Origin of the sequence: Mucilaginibacter metallidurans, from assembly GCF_003286435.2 — a bacterium.
GTDB classification, from domain to species: Bacteria; Bacteroidota; Bacteroidia; order Sphingobacteriales; family Sphingobacteriaceae; genus Mucilaginibacter; species Mucilaginibacter gossypii.
This window is the reverse complement of the sequence record NZ_CP043449.1, coordinates 6,855,640-6,874,440: the sequence shown is the minus strand read 5'-3', so window position 1 is coordinate 6,874,440 and position 18,801 is coordinate 6,855,640. Positions and strand designations below refer to the sequence as shown.

At 44.1% G+C, this 18,801-nt stretch carries 17 protein-coding genes and 1 riboswitch; of the genes, 8 read left to right on the top strand and 9 right to left on the bottom strand.

All coding sequences use genetic code 11. The annotated features are described in order from the left end of the window. Positions 1-210 precede the first annotated feature (210 nt). Both DIU38_RS29595 and DIU38_RS29590 read right to left on the bottom strand, forming a co-directional pair. Positions 211-1,548, bottom strand: a complete 1,338-nt coding sequence (locus DIU38_RS29595; RefSeq protein WP_090530676.1) for an efflux RND transporter periplasmic adaptor subunit — start codon at positions 1,546-1,548, stop codon at positions 211-213. A gap of 36 nt (positions 1,549-1,584) precedes the next feature. Then, positions 1,585-3,030, bottom strand: coding sequence for a TolC family protein (locus DIU38_RS29590; protein WP_112651184.1), 1,446 nt, complete (start codon positions 3,028-3,030; stop codon positions 1,585-1,587). A 101-nt stretch (positions 3,031-3,131) separates the two neighbouring features. On the opposite strand from DIU38_RS29590, the gene DIU38_RS29585 reads away from it, so the two are divergent. Then, a complete protein-coding gene (locus tag DIU38_RS29585) occupies positions 3,132-3,755 on the top strand; it encodes a polysaccharide deacetylase family protein (protein ID WP_112651186.1) in 624 nt (207 codons plus the stop codon). 83 nt (positions 3,756-3,838) lie between these two features. Here the strand turns inward: DIU38_RS29585 and DIU38_RS29580 are convergent, their stop codons facing one another. From DIU38_RS29580 to DIU38_RS29565, 4 genes are all read right to left on the bottom strand, one after another. Next, positions 3,839-4,633: an alpha/beta hydrolase gene (locus DIU38_RS29580; RefSeq protein ID WP_112651188.1), complete on the bottom strand. Its 795-nt coding sequence runs from the start codon at positions 4,631-4,633 to the stop codon at positions 3,839-3,841. Positions 4,634-4,938: 305 nt separating this feature from the next. Continuing rightward, on the bottom strand, positions 4,939-5,796 hold the full coding sequence (locus DIU38_RS29575) for a helix-turn-helix domain-containing protein (protein ID WP_112651232.1): 858 nt from the start codon (positions 5,794-5,796) through the stop codon (positions 4,939-4,941). 105 nt (positions 5,797-5,901) lie between these two features. Further along, entirely contained in the window at positions 5,902-6,597 is a 696-nt protein-coding gene (locus DIU38_RS29570) for an alpha/beta hydrolase (RefSeq protein WP_112651190.1), read from the bottom strand. Between the two features lie 95 nt (positions 6,598-6,692). Next, positions 6,693-7,541, bottom strand: a complete 849-nt coding sequence (locus tag DIU38_RS29565; protein WP_112651192.1) for a helix-turn-helix domain-containing protein — start codon at positions 7,539-7,541, stop codon at positions 6,693-6,695. Between the two features lie 194 nt (positions 7,542-7,735). Here DIU38_RS29565 and DIU38_RS29560 point away from each other — a divergent pair, with 194 nt between their 5' ends. Further along, on the top strand, positions 7,736-8,482 hold the full coding sequence (locus DIU38_RS29560; protein ID WP_112651194.1) for a class I SAM-dependent methyltransferase: 747 nt from the start codon (positions 7,736-7,738) through the stop codon (positions 8,480-8,482). A gap of 3 nt (positions 8,483-8,485) precedes the next feature. On the opposite strand, the gene DIU38_RS29555 is transcribed toward DIU38_RS29560, so the two are convergent. The 3 genes from DIU38_RS29555 to bshA form a co-directional block, all read right to left on the bottom strand. Next, complete coding sequence (locus tag DIU38_RS29555) at positions 8,486-9,874, bottom strand: voltage-gated chloride channel family protein (RefSeq protein WP_112651196.1); 1,389 nt, start codon at positions 9,872-9,874, stop codon at positions 8,486-8,488. Positions 9,875-9,932: 58 nt separating this feature from the next. Next, positions 9,933-9,997: riboswitch (Fluoride riboswitch) on the bottom strand. Between the two features lie 109 nt (positions 9,998-10,106). Then, entirely contained in the window at positions 10,107-10,298 is a 192-nt protein-coding gene (locus tag DIU38_RS29550; protein WP_090530691.1) for a hypothetical protein, read from the bottom strand. 94 nt (positions 10,299-10,392) lie between these two features. Then, complete coding sequence (bshA, locus tag DIU38_RS29545; RefSeq protein ID WP_090530693.1) at positions 10,393-11,547, bottom strand: N-acetyl-alpha-D-glucosaminyl L-malate synthase BshA; 1,155 nt, start codon at positions 11,545-11,547, stop codon at positions 10,393-10,395. Positions 11,548-11,723: 176 nt separating this feature from the next. Here bshA and DIU38_RS29540 point away from each other — a divergent pair, with 176 nt between their 5' ends. From DIU38_RS29540 to DIU38_RS29515, 6 genes are all read left to right on the top strand, one after another. Next, positions 11,724-12,146, top strand: coding sequence for a VOC family protein (locus DIU38_RS29540; protein ID WP_112651198.1), 423 nt, complete (start codon positions 11,724-11,726; stop codon positions 12,144-12,146). A gap of 185 nt (positions 12,147-12,331) precedes the next feature. Next, positions 12,332-13,006 carry an energy transducer TonB gene (locus DIU38_RS29535; RefSeq protein WP_167516313.1) on the top strand — a complete coding sequence of 225 codons (675 nt, stop codon included), beginning with the start codon at positions 12,332-12,334 and terminating at the stop codon, positions 13,004-13,006. 47 nt (positions 13,007-13,053) lie between these two features. After that, positions 13,054-13,557 (top strand): hypothetical protein, encoded by a 504-nt coding sequence (locus DIU38_RS29530; RefSeq protein ID WP_112651202.1) that lies wholly within the window; start codon positions 13,054-13,056, stop codon positions 13,555-13,557. Between the two features lie 233 nt (positions 13,558-13,790). After that, complete coding sequence (locus tag DIU38_RS29525) at positions 13,791-16,109, top strand: PSD1 and planctomycete cytochrome C domain-containing protein (RefSeq protein ID WP_112651234.1); 2,319 nt, start codon at positions 13,791-13,793, stop codon at positions 16,107-16,109. Positions 16,110-16,113: 4 nt separating this feature from the next. After that, positions 16,114-17,571: a DUF1501 domain-containing protein gene (locus DIU38_RS29520; protein WP_112651204.1), complete on the top strand. Its 1,458-nt coding sequence runs from the start codon at positions 16,114-16,116 to the stop codon at positions 17,569-17,571. Between the two features lie 203 nt (positions 17,572-17,774). Beyond that, complete coding sequence (locus DIU38_RS29515) at positions 17,775-18,800, top strand: NHL repeat-containing protein (protein ID WP_112651206.1); 1,026 nt, start codon at positions 17,775-17,777, stop codon at positions 18,798-18,800. Position 18,801 lies beyond the last annotated feature (1 nt).

The window sequence follows — 18,801 nt, the reverse complement described above, 5'->3', positions numbered from 1 at the left end:
AGGTGTCGAAAACCGGCGAACAGTGAAGGTAAAATAACAAAAAGAGGCCTATCAAGCCGGAGCCCGTCGAAGCGTGGACGGCAGGACTATGACCGCCGTTCATCTTAAACTCGCGCCCATTTTTAACGAGGGCTTTAGTCATCGGAAATTCCGTTCACAAAAAAGCCCGGCGAAGCCGGGCATCTAAAATCTAATTCATCCGCATATCAATTACTTGGTATTATCAGCGTTAAATAGTTTTGACTTATCTACTTTCTGAACAGCTTGCCCATCGCTAAGCGTTTTTGAAATAGCCGAATATGGAGCTGATACAACTTCTTCGCCACCTTTAAGGCCGGATAAGATCTGGATGTAACTATCGTTCTGGATACCCGTAGTTACCTGTACCTGTTTAAGCTTACCTGCGTTTAGCACAAATACGTATTCTTTGGCTACCGGGCTGATTTGTGGTTTACTCTTATCCTCATCAGCTTTAGGCGGGCCGTTATTTTCTTTCTTTTCCTCGCGGGTGGTTACCGATTGGATTGGTACCGACAGCGCTTTGGCCGAATTAGTGCTGATATCAACAGTAGCTGTTAACCCCGGACGGAAAGGTGATGGATTATCGGCTGTTTTCTTTAACAGGGCGGCATATGAATCTGCATTGATCCTCACTTTTACAGTAAAGTTTGTTACCTGGTCGGCAGATGTACCTACCACGTTTGCCGAACTGCCTATTTCAGTTACCACACCGGTAAATTTCTTGCCTAAAAATGCGTCTACTTCAATTTTTGATGAATCGCCAAGAGAGATGCGGTTGATGTCGTTTTCATTCACGTCAACATTCACGTCCATTTTGCTCAGATCAGAGATAGTCATGATCTCGGTACCGGCAAATTGCTGGGTCCCCAAAACACGCTCACCTTTTTCAACAGATAGCTTTGAAACCACCCCGTCAACCGGCGAGTAAATAGTTGTTTTCGCGAGGTTATCCTGTGCTTCCTTAACCGATGCCTGTGATTGTGCCAGGCCATATTGCGAGCCTACCACATTTTGTTTGGCAGCTTCAAGCGATGCTTTAGCGCCTTCATAAGCAGCTTTGGCATTTTCAAATTCCGAAACGGTTAACACTTTTTTATCATAAAGCTCTTTACTGCGCTTGTAAATACCGGCCTGGTTAGCGTAGGTAGCTTCGGCTTGTTTAAGCATCTGGCTTGAATTACCTACGCTTGCTTTTTGGGTATTGTATGACGCGATAGCCCGATCGTAACCCGACTTTAAAATGTCCGGTCTGATTTTACACAACAGTTGGCCTTTTTTAACCACATCACCCTCTTTTATTGGCAGCTCAACCACCTCGCCCGATACTTCGGGGCTTATCTTAACCTCAACATGTGGTTTGATCTTTCCGCTGGCCGATACGGTTTCATTTATTTCGCGTGTTTCGGCCTTTTCGGTAGCTACCTGGGTTAGCGCGGGCTTGCCTATCAGGCCCGTTACCTTAGCAATGATCAGCAGGACAATCAGTGCGCCAAGACCTATCAGAATATATTTAGTAGTTTTTCCCATGACGGTGAATTTGGATATTTTACGGTTAAGATTTTATTAAAGTGTTATAGGGTTACCTAAATAATAGTCAATGACTTTGCTTCTGAAAATCACCTGGTATTGCGCCTCAATCATATCAAACTGCGATTTGTTAAGATTGGTTAGCGATGTATTATAATCAAGCGAGTTAACCAAACCTACTGTATAGCGTTGCTGGATAATATTAAACGCATCTTTATTTGCGTTATAAGTTTGCGTTGCCGATGCATAACGCTTATCAGCCGCCTGTAAATCCCATACCGCCTGGTAGATAATCTTGCTCAAATTGTTGCGGGCCAGTTGCGCTGTAACCTCGGCATTTTGATTTTGCAGTTTTGCTTTCCTAACCGCTGTGCGTGACAGAAACCTGTTGAAAATCGGAATCTGTAAGCTCACCCCTACCGATTGGTTAAAATTATCGCTCAGTTGCCTGAAGAATGGGTTGCTTTTATAGCCAACTTTATAGTTAGGCACTACAACCGCCTGTTGCGAATTTTGCACAAAACCAATAGTGTCAAATCTGCCTGTTGGAGTAACACCAAATGGTGTGTTCTTGGCATCAGAAAAGTATGAACCGGCAGCACCAAACAACACTACCGACGGATAGTAGTTGCCTCTTGCTATTTTAACACCCTGCGCCGCAGCTTTTTGACGTTGCTCAGCTAATAACACATCTGGGTTTACCGCAAGAGCGGTTTTTACAACTTCCTGGGCATCGTATACAGTTTTCACATTGTTTAACTTACTGATGTCGGGCCTTTCAACTCTAATATCAGTGCCGGGATCCATCTCCATATATTGCTTTAGGGTCAGGAGCGATTGCTCCAGTTGATTCTCGGCATTGGTATAGTTCAGATCGTTGGTCGAGAGCTGCGCTTTTGCCTGAGACAGATCGGCAAGAGTTTGATTACCTACATCAAATCCTTTCTGGGCGCGATCCAAAGCTATTTTGGATACATCAATTTGTTGTTGAGCGGCTGTTACCAGGTCCTGGTTGGTTAGCACCAGCAGGTACGTAGTAACCACGTTCAATATCAGGTCGTTTTTTACTTTGGCAACATTAGTTTTATCGGCATCAAGCAAAATCTTATTCTGGATTACCGTATTACGCAATTGTCCGCCTTGAAACAGTGTAACCTGCGAGGTAAAGTTACCATTAACCGCCAGGATCCGCTGGTTACTGAACTGGTTGGTTGAAGGGTCGATATTACGGCCGAAATTAAATGATCCCTGTGGGCTCACAGCTAAATTAGGCAACTGATTATATTTCGATTGCTTAAGGTCTTCGTTAGTGATGGCAGCTGTAAATTCGGCCTGTTTAATGGTAAGATTGCGTTCAAGGGCCAGGTCTACCGCCTTTTGCAAGCCTATTACTTCCTGCGCGGCGGCATTAAAGCCGCAAACCGAAAATATTATTGTGCAAATGAGCGTTGCTTTAACTGATAGTAATAATTTTAGTTTCATAAGGTTTTTCTATACAATGGTAAGCAACTGTTCATTACATTGCAGTGTTTATTTTTGTTAAATGTTGTTAATAGGGATAAAACACAAACTACCTCATCTGTATGTACCTGGCTAAAACCCCGTGGCTGCTGAAAAAGCTTTATCCCCAACTTACCTGGGATATAAAATCAACTGACCGTTGCATTTATCTCACTTTTGACGACGGCCCTATACCAATTGTTACACCGGCTGTATTAAATATTTTAAAACAATACAATGCCAAAGCCACCTTTTTTTGCATTGGCGACAATGTACGCAAACACCCCGATATTTTTGAACAGGTAAAAGCCGAGGGCCATGCCATTGGCAATCACACTTTCAACCATCTCAAAGGCTGGGAAACCGATACCCAAACTTACCTTGATAATTTTTTACAGGCCGATAAATTACTGGATACGCCGTTGTTTCGTCCTCCGTACGGGCGGATAAAAAGGGCGCAGATCCGGGCACTGAAAGCGGCCAAGCCCGGTCTGAATATCTTCATGTGGGATGTGCTGAGCGGCGATTTCGACATGACACTTAAACCAGAAGATTGCCTAAAAGATGTGCTTAAATATGCCGAAGCAGGATCAATGGTAGTATTTCATGACAGCATCAAAGCTTTTGATCGATTGGAGTATGTACTGCCGCGAGCTTTGGAGGTTTGGAGTAAGGAAGGGTATAGTTTTAGCCCCCTAACCCCCTAAAGGGGAAAATAACAGTTGGCAATAAAAAAACCGGATGCCAATATCGGCACCCGGTTTTTGAGTTTTTAAAAGCTACCGGTAGCTTATTTTTTTACAGAAGCATTTTCGGCTGCTTTTATAATTACAGCGGCAACTGCTTTAGGTTGCGATATGAAAACCACATGGCTTCCTTTTATTTCAGTTATTATTGTATTTGAACGTTTGTACATAGCACGTTCTATATATGGATTGATGCTTTTATCTTCAGTGGCAACTATGCCATAAGCAGGTTTAGTTTTCCAGGCTGCATTAGTGATAGGGGTGCCAAATCCTTTTGCATAAAAGGCACCTTGTGAAGCATACATGAAATCAGCATCTTCTTTGCTTATATCGGCACAAAAACCGGCATGGAATTTAGCTTTGTCATAATAAACAATGCCTTTATCATCAGGTGCCAGAACACCATTTTCAGGAGCAGGAGGAGCAGTTTGCAACCATTGAACAGATGTTTCACCTTTATCTGGCTGCAGTGCCGCGATATAAACAAGGGCTGCTACTTTTGGGTCGTTACCTGCTTCGGTAATTACCGTACCGCCCCATGAATGGCCTACCAATACCGCAGGTCCGTCTTGTTTGTCCAATGCTATTGTTACAGCTTTAACATCGTCTTCCAAAGAAGAGAGTGGGTTTTGCACCACTGTAACATTATATCCTTTTTTGGTAAGTTCATTGTATAATGCCTTATAGCCAGATCCATCAGCAAATGCGCCGTGTACCAGCACTACATTTTTTACGGCCTGGGCCTGTGATGAAATAGTAAAACCTAATACGGCTGCAAAGGTTAATGCCAGGCTAAGTAGACCTATTTTAATTCTGTTTTTCAATGTTGGAGTTTTCATATTGTTTTATCTTAAATGTTGTATTTGATTTAACAATACAAAAGTGCCCCAAATGCGGCAGGTGGGAAATGTCGCCAGTTCCCGAAAGATTGTAATATCTTCCCGAATGGTTTAAATGAGTTGGGAAAGTTCTTCAATTCCCTCCCTTGGGGAGGGGTGCGGCTGGTTTGCGCGGTGGCAGGGAGGGGTTTGTACGCCATGTAACGGATATATGGGGCTATGAAACCCCTCCCTACACCCTCCCAGGGGAGGGAATCGCACCTCCCCCACTTTTTACCTTTTTAGTTCAACACATTTGCTTCCTTTTACGCTGCCACAGGCTGCGCTTTCCCATTTCTGAACTCTGCGGGCGACTGCCTGGTATGTCGTTTGAAAAAATTACAGAAATAGGCAGGATCTTCAAAACCCAGTTCATAAGTAATTTGCTTAACCGACTTTGTGGTGTAGCTCAACAACCGCCTCGCCTCAACAATAATGCGCGCCTGGATCACCTGTTGCGGCGTTTTGTCGTTATAAAGGGAGAAAATATTTGAGAGCGTTTTGGGCGATTTATTCATCAGTCCCGCATAAAAGTTAACAGAATGTTCGCTTCTGAAATTCATTTCAACCAGCAGGTTAAATTTCCGGAAGATATCCAGTTTTTGATCCTGATTATTTTCTGCGGGGATGTATTCTGTGCGAGCCATCTGCGTTACCATGATGATCAGCCGCTTTAGCAGCATGATCAGCATGTCATTCTGAATTTTATCTTTAATATGCAGTTCCTGCGTAAAAATGTCCAGTAATACTTTAAGTTTCGATTGGCTGGGATCATCCAGTGGAATGAACAGCAGATCGCCCATCCCAAAAAGAAAACCTACGCAGCTTACTTCGGTATCATGGTCTATCAAACAATAAAACTCCCTGTTAAATTGCCAGGCGATAATATCAGCCGACCTTTCGAACGTAAAGGTTTGGTCGAACATGAGCGGTAACAGCGTATTCGCGTTAAATACATGATCTGCACCATCTATATTGATTATTTGACTCGCGCCGGTATTCCAGGCTATGGTAAAGTACTTCTTTGTTTTATCGCGGGTATAAAAGAAACGGTCAAAATTTTCTTCCCCGCTGATCAGTAACAGATCGCCGCCGGTTTTATGGTCGGAAACAATTAACTTCATTAATTTTTTGGTGCTAAAGATAAGGCAGATTGATGAGGTTTTAAACAAAACATCCGCATACGGTTTAATGCACACGGATGTTCATACAGTATTTAAACTGTTTTTTTACACTTCCGAAGCTTTTCTGGCTGCTTCAATAATCACATCGGCAACAATCTCTGGTTGCGACATGAAAATCACATGGCTGCCTTTTACCTCGGTTACAATAGTGTTTGATCGCTTATACATAGCATGTTGAATATCCGGATTGATACTTTTATCCTCGGTAGCAATTAAACCATAAGCCGGTTTATGACGCCAGGCCGCGTCAGTTATCGGCGAAACAAAACCTTTTGCGTAAAATGCACCTTGTGATGCATACATAAAAGCGGCTTCATCGGCATCAATGTCAGCGCAAAATCCAGCGTGAAACTTGTCTTTATCATAGTATACAATGCCTTTTTCATCGGGAGGTAACACGCCGTTTTCCGGTGCAGGTGGTGCGGTTTGCAGCCACTGCAGTGCTGATTCGCCGTTATCCGGCTGAAAAGCCGCGATATACACCAGCGCAGCTACATTTGGATGATTACCGGCTTCGGTAATTACAGCGCCACCCCACGAGTGCCCGGCAAGGATGGCGGGGCCACTAATCTTGTCTAATACAACATGGGTTGCTTTTACATCATCTTCCAATGAGCTTAGCGGGTTTTGCACCACCAATACGTTATAACCTTTTTTAGTAAGGATTTGATAGAGTGCTTTAAAGCCAGATCCGTCTGCAAACGCGCCGTGTACCAGCACTACATTTTTTAAGTTTTCCATGGTTAATTTGTTGTTTTATAATGATTTGATTTATCACAAAGCAACAAACTGTTTCAAGCTTAAACAATGTAGTAATAGCGGAAGTACATGTACAATTAGCGGTATTTTTTACGGAAAGCCCCCGGCGACATCTTTACCATCCCAATGAACATCTTCGAAAAATAGACGTAATCGGCGTAACCCAATTCATAAGCAATGGCCTTAATAGTTTTATCGGTATAAATCAGCAGGCGCTTTGCTTCAAACATGATCATATTCTGAATCCAGTAACTAACCGTTTGTCCGGATATTTCTTTAACCGCTTCGTTAAGATACGGGGTAGATATATTTAAAGCCGAAGCATATGAAGAGGGCTTTTTCAATGTTTTATATTCTGCAAAAATCAGCCTTTTAAAAGCCGTAGTGATCCTGACAGCGCTTGAGTCTTTCCTCCCGTGAGCTATTGTACTATCAACGTATTCTCCGGCAAACATGCCTGCTACAGCATCAATCAATCCCCGTTTTATATGTTCCTTACAGCTATTAACACTTGCATCTTTCACTTCAGCGCCCAGCAGTGAAATCGCCGATTTTAGCCTCCCGCCCCTTTCTGCGTTTATCGCCACAGGCGTTTGTACAAAACAACCTTCATCAAGAATAAACTTATAAGTTTGATTAAGCAAAAAGGCATCCACAGCAATAACGTAAGCATCGGCTTCGGTGTCAAAATGCTGCATTACCTGCCCAGGCAAAATGTAATAAACAGATTGAGCCGGTATCACCATCCCGCGCGAATCAACTACGAGTTTCAGGTTACCGTCCGTTACCAATACAAAAAGATAATGTTCGTTGCGGTGAGGGCTCTTAAGAAAATGAAGATCGCCCGCTTTTCTATAATCAACCACTTGCAAACCAAGCTCAATTACTTCATCAAGTTTGATTGTAGGAATAAGTTCATTGCTCATGAATGCTAAATTTAATACAGTTATTACACTGTTGTTTAATTAATTACACAAAGTTGCTTATTCATCGCATGATATATTTATGTACAATTCCCGGATGATTGTAATTATTTCCTGTTGATGTTACCATCTCAAATCCATGCTTTACAAAATAACAGTGTTTTGAACTATTGCCGAATTATCTTTCCTTTGCACCCATGAGCAACGAACTCACCGACAAGGCATTTTGGGCCGGTTACTGGGAATCAAAAAAAGACCTGGCTTTCAATGTGCCGGCTAATTATACTTTTCACAAGCTGCTAAAAAAAATTATCGATACCCATAAACCGGCGTCGGCTATTGAGCTTGGAGGTTTTCCGGGTTATTTTGCCATTTTTTTAAAGAAGTATTTCGGGTTAAAAACTACGCTGTTCGATTTTTATGTGCACCCAAAAGTTTTAAAGGAAGTACTGGATGCCAATCAGCTTAATGATCAGGACATTGCAGTTATCGAGGGCGACCTATTCAAATACCAACCCGAAACCGAATATGACCTGGTACTTTCATGCGGATTGATAGAGCATTTTAATGATACCAAAGGTATTATTGAAAAACACCTCTCTTTCCTTAAACCGGGAGGCACACTGTTTATTACCCTGCCTAACTTTACCGGTGTTAACGGGTGGGTACAACGCAACTACGACCTTAATAACTACGAAAAACACAACATCAATAGTATGAACCCTCCATTACTGGCCGGCTATTGCAAGGAACTGGGGTTAAAAAATGTTGAGGCATATTATTACGGCAAATTTTCTGTTTGGCTGGAGGATAAGGCTAACAAGCCTGCCATAGCTAAAGCGATCACCAAACTGGTGTGGGTAGCAGGCAAGGTTTTTACCAAAATCATACCGGTTGAATCAAAGCTGCTATCTCCTTATATTGTGGTTACCGCTACTAAATAGTGCTTATTCTCTCGCTTTAAGGAAACTATATTTCGCCAGTTTATGGTATAAATATCCGCGCCTTTTCATTGCTTCCGAAAGCGTTTTGTCATCAGCCGGCCCACCGGTTAACTTAGCAACTCCAATTCTTTGGGAGCCATATATACCCGTATGCCCGCTGAAAAGATAGGCTGTGAAACAGGCTACGGCAAACAACAGGGCGTGTTCGCCACCAAAAAGCTCTATACCCATAAAAGTACAGGCCAGCGGGGTATTAGTTGCGCCTGCAAAAACCGCTATAAAACCCAACGCAGCAAATAGGCTAACCGGCGCATCAAGTAAGCCGGATAGCGTATTGCCTAAAGTAGCGCCAATATAAAACAGCGGTGTTACCTCGCCGCCTTTAAAACCGGTACCTAAGGTTACGGTAGTGTAAATGGTTTTCCAGAGCCAGCTCCAGGTATCGGCACCGCCGGCATGAAAAGCTGAAGGGATTGTAACAGCACCAGCATGTTCGGCATCTACCCCTAAACTCAGATAATCGGGTTTGCCATTAACAAAAGTAAGCGCGATAATGATCAGTCCGCCAATAAACGGGATCAACCAGGGTGTTTTAATGTATTGGGTAAAAAAACTTTTGATGCCATGTACCATTTTGGCAAAAAGGTAACTGACCAGCCCGAAGGCGATAGAAGCTACTATAGTTTTGAAGATCATTAACAAGTCGGTTGAAACGTAGCCTGAAAACCAATGCGGGATAACGGGAATGATATCAATATGATAAGGAGTATGGTGAACACCCCAGGCGGCCACCGTAATATCGCCGGCAATGCCCGCTATAAGGCAGGGCAGCAGCGCGTTATATTGCACCCGGCCTATCGTCAGCACCTCCATTGCAAAAACAGCACCAGTTAACGGCGTACCAAATACCGCACCGAAACCCGCCGCTATGCCCGCGGTAAGTACTGTTTGGGTATCAGTTTCGTTCAGCTTAAGCCATTTGCCTATCATTTGGGCTAAGCTGCCGCCCATTTGTACTGCCGTTCCCTCGCGCCCGGCCGAGCCGCCAAACAAATGAGTGATAATGGTGGTAATCAGCACCAGTGGGGCCATACGCTTAGGGACCCCGCCACCAGGGTTATGGATTTCATCAATAATTAAATTATTCCCCTTTTCGGCCGGACCACCCCAAAATTTATAAATGAAAAATATCGTGATACCTGCCAACGGCAGCAAATACAATAACCAGTTATGTGCAAACCTAAAATGGATAGCCCAACTCAACAACCACAAGAATAAGGCAACCGCGCTGCCAATAACAACAGCTATGGGGATGATAATGACCGTCCACCGAAGGGCGTTTTTAAGAATTGCGAAATGCTGCGAAGAAAAAAGTTGATTTTGATTTTGCATGTTGCTGATATTTATGTACCCACAAAAAATTAGCACAGGATAAAAGCCCGTGAGTTAATTGTCTGTAGGCGCCATCAGCTTTTTAGGGCGGTTAAGTAGGAAGACACCATTTCCTTTTGTGACGCTAATATAGGTTTCTTTTCGCTAAAAATAAAATAGCCTTACTTAGCACGTATGCATGAGTAAGGCTATTTTCCCTTGTCTTTTGAACAGACCGGCTCAAGTTATCTACTTAAGCAACGCTTAGTGTTTCCACATCCTTAAGTGCCAGAAGCATTAATTTACCCTGGTATTCCACCCAGATGTCGGCGAAACTATTCTCATCGTACCCCATAAATTTTAATGGATGACCAATGTGCAGGTTTTTCCATTTCTTTCCGATGTACTTAAGGAGTTGTCCGCTTTTTAGTGTGTGCTTTGCCATAAGTTTTAACTTTTAGGAGTGAAAAACTAAATTAATTAACGAAACCGATAAAATTTAACTTTTAAAGAATATTTTTTGAATTGTATCAGGTTTATTACAACTGTTGGTTAAACAGCTTAGCTTTATTTTGCTCAATTACCTCAAGGTAAAAGTTTTCATATTTGGGCAAAATGGTAGATAATTCAAACTCTTTGGCGTGTGCCAGTGCATTTTCTTTAAATTTAGCTAAACGTTCTTCATCCTCCAAAATAAATATTGCTTTTTCTGCCATGCCTTCTACGTCTCCTGGCTCTTTCAAAAAGCCTGTTACGCCATCAATATTTAATTCGGGCAAACCACCGGCATTACTGCTGATCACCGGCACTTTGCAAGCCATAGCTTCAAGCGCTGCTAAACCAAAACTTTCTGATTGCGATGGCATCAGGAACAAATCGGATACTGAAAGGATCTCTTCAACAGCATCCTGTTTACCTAAAAAACGCACGTTATCGGTAACGCCCAAATCGCGGCAAAGCTGCTCGCACATGGAGCGTTCGGGGCCGTCGCCTACCATCAGCAGTTTCGACGGGATCTTTTTGATCACTTTAGCAAAAATCTTCACTACATCTTCGGTACGTTTTACCTTACGGAAGTTAGAGGTATGTACCAGGATCTTTTCGCCCGATGGTGCAATCGCTTTCTTAAAATGATCTTTAGGTTTAAGGCTGAACCTGCTAAGGTCAATAAAGTTAGGGATCACGAGGATATCCTTCTTAATATCAAAAAACTTATAGGTGTCCTCTTTAAGGTTTTGCGATACGGCTGTTACACCATCACTTTGGTTGATGGAAAAAGTAACAACCGGTTTAAAGGTGCGGTCTTTACCAACCAACGTAATATCTGTACCGTGCAGTGTAGTTACCACAGGGATATAAATGCCATAGGTCATTAATATTTGCTTGGCCATAAACGCTGCCGAAGCATGGGGTATAGCATAATGCACATGCAGTACATCCAGTTGCTCATGACGTACCACATCAACCAGCCTGCTTGCCAGGGCCAGCTCGTACGGCGGAAAATCGAACAGCGGATAGTTGGAAACCGAAACTTCGTGATAAAACAGGTTTTCGGAAAAGAGATCCAACCGGGCCGGCTGGTTATAGGTCACAAAATGAACCTGGTGACCACGGTCTGCAAGGGCTTTACCAAGTTCAGTGGCAACAACCCCGCTTCCGCCAAAGGTTGGGTAACAAACAATTCCGATCTTCATTAATATGTTTTAATTGGTGCAAGTTTAACTGCAATTTACATCAAATGTGTTAAGCTTGTGTAAAATGATGGATGGATGATAATTACTGCATATTTATTTTGCCGGCGTTGCCAACCATATCCGCTACCGAGTGTTTAAACATATATTAAATCCATAATAAACAACTGATTATCAACATGAGCAACCATATAAATTTAGCAATAAACGGGATACAACATATCGGCGTGCCGGTAACCAATATTGAAACATCACAACAATTTTACGCCAGACTGGGCTTTAACAATGTAATGCAAGCCCCTTTTACCGATAACAGCGGTACCGGCACCTGCGTTATGATGCAGCGCGGCAATATGATCATGGAGCTTTACCAATTGCCTGAAGCTTCGCTGGCCGGGATCCGTTCAAGATCAAACGGGCACATTGATCATGTAGCCTTTGACGTTAATGATATCGACTTCGCCTTTAAAACTATTAAAGAGGCCGGCTTTAATGTGCTTGAACCAGAGCCCGTGTTTTTACAATTCTGGAAAAATGGCTGCAAATATTTCAACATCACCGGGCCGGATGGCGAACGGTTGGAGTTTAACCAGGTGCTTTGATTTGAGAATTCGGGTCTTCGATTTTGGATTTAGTTATACAAAAACAGGTGTTCAGCAAGTTGATTGGCAAGCCGCTTGCAAATGGGATACTGAAAACAAATATGATTATCCGTTTAGTTATTCAACAACAATTCTTTCTAAGGCTATCTAAACATAATCCGCAATTTATTGTCGATATTTATACTATGCTTAAAGCGCTTTGTCTCCATATCGCGTTCATCATTTTTACAGCGGGTTATTTGCTTGCCCAGCAGCCTGCGTTTAAAGGCGGACAGCAGGCGTTTAATGATTTTCTGAAGACAAAGATCATTTATCCTGAATATTCGCGGCAAAATTGTATTTCGGGAACCATCAATGTTTCGTTTATGGTTGATAAAGATGGTGTGGTACATGATGCAAAAATACAGGATGGCCCCGGTATCGACCTTGACGATGAAGCTTTGAGGGTTATTAAACTTACATCGGGCCAGTGGATGGTTCCGGCGGGGTATAATCTTAAAACTAATATCGTTCAACCCATCCGTTTTGACCCTGATCCCACACGTTGCGGGCCTGCCAGCATCCGCGATATGCAAAGCGCTATTGCCAGCTATAAAGCTCAGCAGGAACTGGAAAACGCGGTTACCAATTACTACAGCAACAAATACAAAGGCAAGGCCGATACCACCAAAGAGGCTATCATTATTAACCTCAAAAAACAACTTGGCTATGATGATGATTTTATAAACGATGTACTAAGCCAGGCCGGCGAAAAATTTAAACAAGGCGACAAAGAAGGTGCCTGTCATGACTGGAATTTTATCCGCAACATAGGCAGCGATAAGGCCGATAATTTTATAAAGAAGTATTGCGCCCACTAACCCCTAAAGGGAGAATATACCGCCAAATTCCCTAACTTGCCCTTGTTATGAAAACCGAACCTGAACTTCGCAAAAAAATAAAAACCTGGGTAATTGTATTTATCATTGGTCTGGTACTAAGTGGTGTAACCGCCTTCCCTATCGAAACTGAACTTGCCTGGCTTGCTAATCATGCCTCCGTATCTCCGGGATTTATGCAGGACTGGCTAACCAATGTTTATCTCGCAGTAAAAACAACCAATCAAAACTATCCTTACCTGGCTTATGGCACCGACTGGCTGGCTTTCGGTCACTTGGTTATTGCTATGGCATTTGTTGGCCCGCTGAAAGACCCGGTTAAAAACATTTGGATAATTGAATTCGGCATGATTGCCTGTGTAATGGTGTTCCCGCTGGCCTTTATTGCCGGCCCAATCCGCGGTATCCCCGTTTACTGGCGGTTCATTGACTGCTGCTTCGGTATTTTTGGGATCATCCCTTTATATATCGTTTACCGGGATATTAAAAAGTTGGAAAAGATGAGCATTCAGAACATTGCCCCTTTACATTAAAAAACAAACATTAGCCAGTCAAATTCAATTTATTGCTCATCCGCTATTCCGTTTTTATTCTTTTAAAATACCCTCCTCTGCGTGTATGTTAAAACATTTGTACAAAATGTATGAACATATCATTTTTCATGCTATATTGCCCCCGCTAAATCAATTTGAGAACACAAATATGTATTTGCAAATTGTGCTATAAATTATATAACTTTAATTTCCGTTTAACCAATTTTAAACCCATGTACCGGAAGTTGTATTATGTGTGGCTTACAATAGCCATCTGCATGCTGTACACGCTTTATTCCTGCCATTCATCGGGCGGGTTAGCTGAAGAACAGGTGCCCGATACCATCAGCTACAACTTTAATATCCGCCCAATACTTTCAGACAAATGCTATAAATGTCACGGCCCTGATGCGTCACATCGCGAAGCCGACCTTAGGCTTGATCTTCCGGAGAGCGCCTATAAGGCATTAAAAGATAACCCATCATCGCATGCACTTGTCCCCGGAGATCCTATGCAATCGGAGGTTTATCGCCGAATCTCTACCAAAGACACCACCGAACAGATGCCGCCGGCGTCATCCAATTTAAAGAGGTTATCGCCCTATGAAGTTGAACTCATTCACAAGTGGATAAAACAGGGCGCCAAATATGAAAAACACTGGGCTTTTGTCGCTCCGCGAAATTACCCGGTTCCGCAGGTAAAAAACGCGGCATGGCCTAAAAATGAGATTGATAACTTCATACTGCAAAAAATGGAGCAGGCCAGCCTGGAGCCTAATCCCGAAGCGGATAAAGAACGCCTGCTGAAACGCATTTCACTCGATTTGACCGGTCTGCCGCCATCTCTTGCTTTAATGGATGAGTTTTTAGCCGATAAAAGCGCCAATGCTTATGAAAAAATGGTGGACAAGCTGATGGCAACTCCGCAATACGGCGAAAAAATGGCGCTGCACTGGCTGGATGTTGCCCGCTATGCCGACTCGCATGGCTATCAGGATGACAATTACCGCACCCAATGGCCATGGCGCGACTGGGTGATCCATGCCTATAATGAAAACCTGCCTTATGATAAATTCATTACCTGGCAGCTGGCGGGCGATCAACTCCCCAACGCCACTAAGGAGCAGTTGCTGGCAACAGGCTTTAACCGCAACCATAAAATAACCGAAGAAGGCGGCGTAATTGATGAGGAATACCGGGTTAGTTATGTAACCGACCGAACCAATACCTTCGGCAAAGCACTATTGGGCGTCACATTGGAATGCGCTCATTGTCATGATCATAAATACGACCCTTTTTCGCAAAAAGAATACTACCAGGTTTATGCCTTTTTTAACAATGTGAAGGAAGTGGGCTTGCAATCAACCGTGGGCGGGCCCGAAACCTATGCTAAAAACCCCATGATGAAGATCAGCAATGAGGATGTTAAAAAGATCCTGACTTTTGTGAACAAGCGCGATACCGATAAGCTCATCGTATCCATCATGACTGATAGCGACAAGGTGCGGCCAACTTATATCCTTAAGCGAGGTAACTACGATGCCCATGGCGATGAGGTGCAGGCCGGTACGCCCAAATCCATATTACCATTTGCCAATAACTACCCAAAAAACCGCTTAGGCCTGGCCGAATGGCTGTTCAATAAAAACAACCCGCTTACTGCACGTGTGTTTGTGAACCAAATGTGGCAGGAGTTTTTTGGAAAGGGCATCGTAAAAAGCTCTGGGGATTTCGGTATGCAGGGAGATCTGCCATCGCATCCCGAACTGCTGGACTGGCTGGCTGTTGATTTCCGCGATCATGGATGGAATATTAAACGGCTGGTAAAAGAGATGGTAATGTCGGCCACTTACCGGCAATCGGCAGCGGCCACACCCGAAAAACTGAAGGAAGATCCGGATAATACTTTATTAGCCCGGGGCCCAAGGGGCCGTTTACCTGCCGAATTTGTTCGTGACCTGGTGCTGGCCAGCAGCGGGCTGCTTAATCCAACCATCGGCGGCCCGAGTGTTAACCCTTACCAGCCGCCGGGCCTTTGGGAAAATGCCACCTCGGGCAGGGGGATTTTGGCAAATTACAAACAGGTGCACGGGCCAAACCTTTATAGAAGGGGAATGTACACATTGATAAAACGTACTGTTCCGCCAGCATCCTTAGGTATTTTTGATGCCAGCAACCGCGACCAGTGCGAAGTAAAACGCCTGTGTACCAATACCCCATTGCAGGCATTAGTAATGTTGAACGATCCAACCGTTTTGGAAAGCGCGAGGGTTTTGGCCGCTAAACTTTTGCAGGACAAAAGCACATCGACAGCAAAGATCACCAAAGCGTTCCGCTTGATCCTCTGCCGCCATCCGCAAGAAAAAGAACTGGCAATTTTAACTTCATACTATACAGATGAACTAAAAACCATAAAAAAGGCCGATGCCGAAAAACTGCTAACCGTGGGCGAATATCCGGTACCGGCCAATCTGGATAAAATAACACTGGCAGCTATGATGAAAGTGGTTGATACCATGTATAATCTGGAAGAAGCCATAACAAAAACCTGAGCACATGGAAAAAGATTTTTTAGAAAACAGGCTTAACATCAACCGGCGCAGGTTTCTTTCCAGGCTCAGTTTGGGCATTGGCAGCGTGGCATTGGGTTCATTGCTCATTCCTGATCTGTTTAGCGGCAAAGGAGATGAAGCCGAGGCTGATTTTATCCCCGGCATCCCCAATTTTGCGCCAAAGGCCAAACGGGTAATCTACCTTTTCCAGGATGGGGCTCCCTCACAACTGGAGTCGTTTGATTACAAGCCCAAGCTGCGTGAAATGATGGGGCAGGAGCTGCCGGCATCCGTACGCGGCAACCAGATCCTTACCGGCATGACGGCTAAGCAGGCTTCGTTCCCGCTGGTAGGTTCTTTTTATGATTTTAAGCAATATGGCGAGTCGCGCGCCTGGATCAGCGATATGTTCCCGCACATAGGCAAAATTGCCGATGACATCTGCATTATTAAATCGCTTAACACCGATGCCATCAATCATGATCCGGCACTTACCTTTTTCCAAACCGGGGCACAGCAGGGCAACCGGCCCAGCATGGGCTCGTGGGTAAGTTACGGCCTCGGCAGCGAAAACAAAAACCTGCCGGCTTTCACCGTATTGCTATCTAAAGGCAAGGGAAACGGGCAGGGTGTTTACTCCAAATTGTGGAGTAATGGCTTTTTAGATTCTATTCACCAGGGCGTACAGTTCAGCAGCGGCGAAGACCCAATCCTGTACCTGAATGATCCTGAAGGACTGAACCGTCACGAGCGCCGTAAAATGCTGGATAAACTGGCCGAGCTCAATGACATGAATTATAAGGAGTTCGGTGATCCGGAAATAAACACCAAAGTGCAGCAATATGAAATGGCTTACCGCATGCAAACCGCCGTACCCGAAATTATGGACGTAAGCAAGGAATCCGATGATATTGTGAAAATGTACGGGCCGGAGTGCCTTATTCCCGGCACTTATGCGGCTAACTGCCTGCTGGCCCGCAAACTTTCTGAAAACGGCGTTCGCTTTGTGCAGCTCTATCATCAGGGCTGGGACCAGCACAGCAACCTACCGCAGGAAATGGCGGGGCAGGCCAAAGATGTAGACCAGGCATCGGCAGCACTGGTTACTGATTTGAAACAACGTGGCCTGCTGGATGAAACACTGGTAATCTGGGGCGGTGAGTTCGGGCGAACCAATTACAGCCAGGGTAAACTGGAGAAAGCTAATTATGGCCGCGACCATCACCCGCGCTGTTTCAGTATCTGGATGGCCGGTGGTGGTATCAAACCAGGGATAGTTTACGGCGAAACCGACGAGTTTGGCTACAACATCGTAAAAGATTCGGTGCACGTGCATGATTTTCATGCCACCATTTTAAATCAATTAGGTATCGACCATAAAAAACTAACTTATAAAAGCCAGGGCCGCAGGTACAGATTAACGGATGTGGCGGGGAATGTGGTGAAGGGGATAATAGCGTAGGCCCCCTCTAAATCTCCCCCATTCAACTATGTCATTGCGAGTTACGAAGCAATCGCACGGATGCCGAGGGGCAATGCAAGTCCGCCCTGTAAAGTTCGCGATTGCTTCGTTCCTCGCAATGACGGGATGAACAAGGATTCAAAAAATCGGAGTAATCAAAAGAAATAATCAGCGTAATCAACGCAATCATAAAAATCAACGGTATGGAAAGAAGAGAATTTATCAAGCACACTTCAGTTTTATCAGCGGGCTTTTTTATAGCCAAAGATTTGTTAGCGAAAGACGATGGCCCAATTTACGGTCATGGTAATATGCGCTACCGTATGGATAAAAACTGGAGCAAGGCCGATTCGCAGAAGAACCCGGTGAATGATTGCCATGAGATGGTGCAGGATTCAAAAGGCCGCATTTTGCTGCTCACCAACGAGACTAAGAACAATGTACTCATTTATAATAAATCGGGCAAGCTGCTAAGTACCTGGGGGCATGATTTCCCTGGCGCACATGGCCTCACCCTGTTTAATGAAAACGGCACCGAAGTACTGTTCATAACCGATACCGTAAAACACCAGGTTTATAAAACCACGCTTGATGGCCGTATTTTAATGACCATTAATGTGCCGCTCGAAACCGGCGTCTACAAAAAAGCCGAAGAATTCGTGCCTACCGAAACTACTATCGACAGCAATGGCGATATTTTTATTGCCGATGGCTACGGGGCCCAATACGTTACCCATTATGATAAGGATGGCAAACTTAAAGGCTTCTTCGGTGGTAAAGGCGAGGGCGACGAACACCTGGATAATGCGCACGGTATTGTGATTGACAGGCGATATGATACACCCACATTGCTGGTTACCGATCGTACCCGTAATTGCTTTAAACGCTTCAGCATGGATGGCAAACTACAGGAAGTGATCAAACTGCCGGGAGCCTGCGTTTGCCGCCCGGTAATTAAGGGAGATCATTTGTATGCCGCTGTGCTGCGCTCGCCCGATCTGAGCAAGGAAAATACCGGCTTTACTACCATATTAGATAAAAACAACAAGGTAGTATCCAACCTCGGCGGTACCGAACCAGTGTATACCGACGGCGTACTGCAACCAATGGCCCAGGCCGAAAAGATTTTCCTGAACCCACATGATGTTTGTGTGGATAACGACGAGAATTTGTATGTAGCACAATGGGCATCGGGCAAGGTATATCCTTATAAATTCACAAGGGTTTAAT

Excerpts from the sequence above, each read along its gene's own strand:
- DIU38_RS29570 (WP_112651190.1), bottom strand. The coding sequence starts at position 6,597 with ATGGAAAACTTAAAAAATGTAGTGCTGGTACACGGCGCGTTTGCAGAC.
- DIU38_RS29550 (WP_090530691.1), bottom strand. The coding sequence starts at position 10,298 with ATGGCAAAGCACACACTAAAAAGCGGACAACTCCTTAAGTACATCGGA.
- DIU38_RS29555 (WP_112651196.1), bottom strand. The coding sequence starts at position 9,874 with ATGCAAAATCAAAATCAACTTTTTTCTTCGCAGCATTTCGCAATTCTT.
- DIU38_RS29530 (WP_112651202.1), top strand. The coding sequence starts at position 13,054 with ATGAAAACCGAACCTGAACTTCGCAAAAAAATAAAAACCTGGGTAATT.
- DIU38_RS29575 (WP_112651232.1), bottom strand. The coding sequence starts at position 5,796 with ATGAAGTTAATTGTTTCCGACCATAAAACCGGCGGCGATCTGTTACTG.
- DIU38_RS29590 (WP_112651184.1), bottom strand. The coding sequence starts at position 3,030 with ATGAAACTAAAATTATTACTATCAGTTAAAGCAACGCTCATTTGCACA.
- DIU38_RS29595 (WP_090530676.1), bottom strand. The coding sequence starts at position 1,548 with ATGGGAAAAACTACTAAATATATTCTGATAGGTCTTGGCGCACTGATT.
- DIU38_RS29560 (WP_112651194.1), top strand. The coding sequence starts at position 7,736 with ATGAGCAACGAACTCACCGACAAGGCATTTTGGGCCGGTTACTGGGAA.
- bshA (WP_090530693.1), bottom strand. The coding sequence starts at position 11,547 with ATGAAGATCGGAATTGTTTGTTACCCAACCTTTGGCGGAAGCGGGGTT.
- DIU38_RS29585 (WP_112651186.1), top strand. The coding sequence starts at position 3,132 with ATGTACCTGGCTAAAACCCCGTGGCTGCTGAAAAAGCTTTATCCCCAA.
- DIU38_RS29540 (WP_112651198.1), top strand. The coding sequence starts at position 11,724 with ATGAGCAACCATATAAATTTAGCAATAAACGGGATACAACATATCGGC.
- DIU38_RS29580 (WP_112651188.1), bottom strand. The coding sequence starts at position 4,633 with ATGAAAACTCCAACATTGAAAAACAGAATTAAAATAGGTCTACTTAGC.
- DIU38_RS29525 (WP_112651234.1), top strand. The coding sequence starts at position 13,791 with ATGTACCGGAAGTTGTATTATGTGTGGCTTACAATAGCCATCTGCATG.
- DIU38_RS29535 (WP_167516313.1), top strand. The coding sequence starts at position 12,332 with ATGCTTAAAGCGCTTTGTCTCCATATCGCGTTCATCATTTTTACAGCG.
- DIU38_RS29565 (WP_112651192.1), bottom strand. The coding sequence starts at position 7,541 with ATGAGCAATGAACTTATTCCTACAATCAAACTTGATGAAGTAATTGAG.
- DIU38_RS29515 (WP_112651206.1), top strand. The coding sequence starts at position 17,775 with ATGGAAAGAAGAGAATTTATCAAGCACACTTCAGTTTTATCAGCGGGC.
- DIU38_RS29520 (WP_112651204.1), top strand. The coding sequence starts at position 16,114 with ATGGAAAAAGATTTTTTAGAAAACAGGCTTAACATCAACCGGCGCAGG.